The sequence below is a fragment of the Thalassospira sp. UBA1131 genome, assembly GCF_002311515.1.
Classification (GTDB): domain Bacteria; phylum Pseudomonadota; class Alphaproteobacteria; order Rhodospirillales; family Thalassospiraceae; genus Thalassospira.
In genome coordinates, this window is the sequence record NZ_DCAO01000104.1 from 46,524 (window position 1) to 49,230 (window position 2,707).

Sequence of the window (2,707 nt, forward strand, 5' to 3'; positions counted from 1 at the left end):
CCGCTATCGGGTGTCTCATGCAAGGTCGGGATCAGCGTCATGGTACCGGTCAGCGTCTGGTTGTTATCAAGCACGACAAGATCGCCGAGTTCCTTGAATTCCGGACGGTTATGAACGTTTGGCACGTGCGATACCGGCTCGACACAGAATGTCTTGCCGTCTTCGGGGATATAGAATTGCACGTTTGACAGGCTGTCGCTTGCCAGCATCTTCACACTGTAACCTGCATCCTGCCAGACCATGTCGGCTTCAAGGTGCCAACCGGCATAATGGGCATCAAGTGCCAGGTTATGGCGGATCATGCGACCATCGGAAAAATCGCGGCCCAGATCAATCACCGTGCGCGCGGTCGGCAGCATATCCTCGTCCGTGGCAAAACTGTCAGACGCGATAAAGGCGACCGAAACATCTTCGCCACCCGGGAACCAGGGGTGCAGGCCAATACCATAGGGCATCGGTGTTCGGCCCAGATGACGCACACCGATTTCGATGGTCACATCCCCCTCGGTGACCTTGATTTCCTGCCAGGCGACATAGACAAAGCCGCTTTGCGGATCGTCATGTTTGTGATTGAAGCGCAGCGTATCAACCGTCGGGCGTTCGATCTGCCATTCCGACGACCGGCCAAAGCCGTGAATGGCATGCGGGCTGGGTGGGCGGTTGGCCGGGACCTTGACGATGCGGCCATCAAATTCGAACTCGGCAAAGGCCAGTCGGTTGGCAAACGGCACCATCGGGAAACAGCCCAAATTTGACGGATTGCCCGATGCAATCGCCTCCGGGGTGACCGGACGCAACAAATTGATAATGCCCTTGCCATCCGGGCGGATCCAGTCAATCCGCGATATCGCCCCGCCCTCTGGGACAATTCCGATCTGAAAAGGACCACTGTTCCAACGGTATTCAGGTTCGCCTTTTTTGGCCATTCCTGTGTGCCTCAAATCCAACCAAAATCATATGATGACTTTACAGAACCACTATCGTTCGATTAATTGAAGATTGTAACTCTGCTGGCGCCAAACAATCCTTAACGCCACACCGCCATTTTTTATCTGGTTGTTTTACACCGGAATTATCGGATACGCAAAATGAACAAACCCCGTGTGTCGGCCGCCCCGCGCAAAGTGTCGCTGACCGAAAAAGTCATTGCCAGCCTGCGCCAAGAGATCGAAAGCGGCCAGCGCGAACCCGGAAGCAAATTGCCGACCGAACCGGTTCTGACCGAACAGTTTGGCGTCAGCCGCACCGTGATCCGCGAAGCAATTGCCGCCCTTAAGGCCGACGGGTTGCTGGAACCGCGTCAGGGTGCCGGGGTGTTTGTTCTGTCGCCGCAAACGCGGGCGAATGATAAATCGATCTTTGCGGTTGATTACGCACAAGTGTCCGACGTTCTGGAAATCCTTGAACTGCGCATGGCGGTTGAGATCGAGGCGGCCGGGCTTGCCTGCACGCGAGGCTCTGTCGCGCAGCAAACCAAGATTTACGAGGCAATGGCCAGAATGGAACGCGCCCTTGAAAAGGGCGAGCCGACCGAACAGGCCGATTTCGAATTTCACAGCGCGATTGCATCCGCCACCAACAATCGCCGCTTTGCCGAGTTTCTGGAACATCTGGGCGATAAAACCATCCCGCGCGCGCAATTGCGCCGCCGCCCGCCCGAGGCCGAAGACCAAAAGGCCTATATGCAGATGATCACCGGTGAACATCGCCGGATTTATGATGCGATTGCCGCGCGCGACGAAGATACTGCCCGCAAGGCGATGCGCGATCACCTCAGCCAAAGCCAGACCCGCTATCAGAAACTTCTGACCCAGCGGTAAGCGGCGTTAAACCGCAATCGCCTGTGCTAACATCGACATGTCGGAAATAACAATATCAGCGCCGGCTTCATAAAGTCGCTGGCTGGCCCCTTCGCGGTCATCGGCATAATGCCCGCCGCCGACAAAGCCGATGCATTTCATGCCAGCGGCCCGTGCCGCCGTCACCCCGGCAACAGAATCCTCTATCACGATGGCATCACCCGGGGCATATCCCATGGCATTGGCCGCATGCAGGAAAAGATCCGGGGCCGGTTTGCCGTTTTCAACGAAATCCGCACTATAAACACGCCCGTCAAACCAAGGGCCAAGGCCCGTGACCTGCATGGTTTTTTCAAGCCGTTCGACAGAACTGCTTGATGAAATGCAAAAGGCAATATCGCGTGCCTGAAGGACGGTCAGGACGGTTTCGATCCCGTCAATCTTGGTCAGGTCGCGGTCATAGCGGTCAAACAGCATTTTGTAGTAATACGGTTTGAATTCCGCACTGACATCGCGCCCCGTCTGGGTTTTGATATATTCAATCGGTGCGGAACTTGATCGTCCGGTAAATCGGTCCGATACGTCGCGCAGACTGAGCGGCGCGTTAAAATGGTCCAGCACATCGACAAGCGTTGCCAGCGAGATCGGTTCGCTATTGACCAGAACGCCGTCACAGTCAAACAGGACAACACGACAGGCGTCAAACAGACCTTGGATCTCTGATGCTGACGTTACGATACCGGCCCCGACATCATCGGCCGGGCCTTGGACATTGTTTCCTCGGGCCATGTTGAACCTGGCTTGTGTGATTTATGTTATCGCTACAGCGTAGCTAAGAGATAAGTTCAGCGTCAACAAAAATGAACATTTGACCAATTAATGAACTTTTGATCAACTCAGGCAAAATT

The 2,707-nt window shown here is 55.1% G+C and carries 3 protein-coding genes; 1 reads left to right on the forward strand and 2 read right to left on the reverse strand.

The annotated features are described in order from the left end of the window. Positions 1 to 926 (reverse strand): aldose 1-epimerase (locus B3Z49_RS16340; RefSeq protein WP_296992791.1); only part of this gene is annotated, 926 nt, incomplete at its 3' end. A 162-nt stretch (positions 927 to 1,088) separates the two neighbouring features. On the opposite strand from B3Z49_RS16340, the gene B3Z49_RS16345 reads away from it, so the two are divergent. Beyond that, positions 1,089 to 1,820, forward strand: coding sequence for a FadR/GntR family transcriptional regulator (locus B3Z49_RS16345; protein WP_120226528.1), 732 nt, complete (start codon positions 1,089 to 1,091; stop codon positions 1,818 to 1,820). A 6-nt stretch (positions 1,821 to 1,826) separates the two neighbouring features. Here the strand turns inward: B3Z49_RS16345 and B3Z49_RS16350 are convergent, their stop codons facing one another. Continuing rightward, positions 1,827 to 2,588, reverse strand: a complete 762-nt coding sequence (locus B3Z49_RS16350; protein WP_296992793.1) for an HAD family hydrolase — start codon at positions 2,586 to 2,588, stop codon at positions 1,827 to 1,829. Between the last annotated feature and the right edge of the window lie 119 nt (positions 2,589 to 2,707).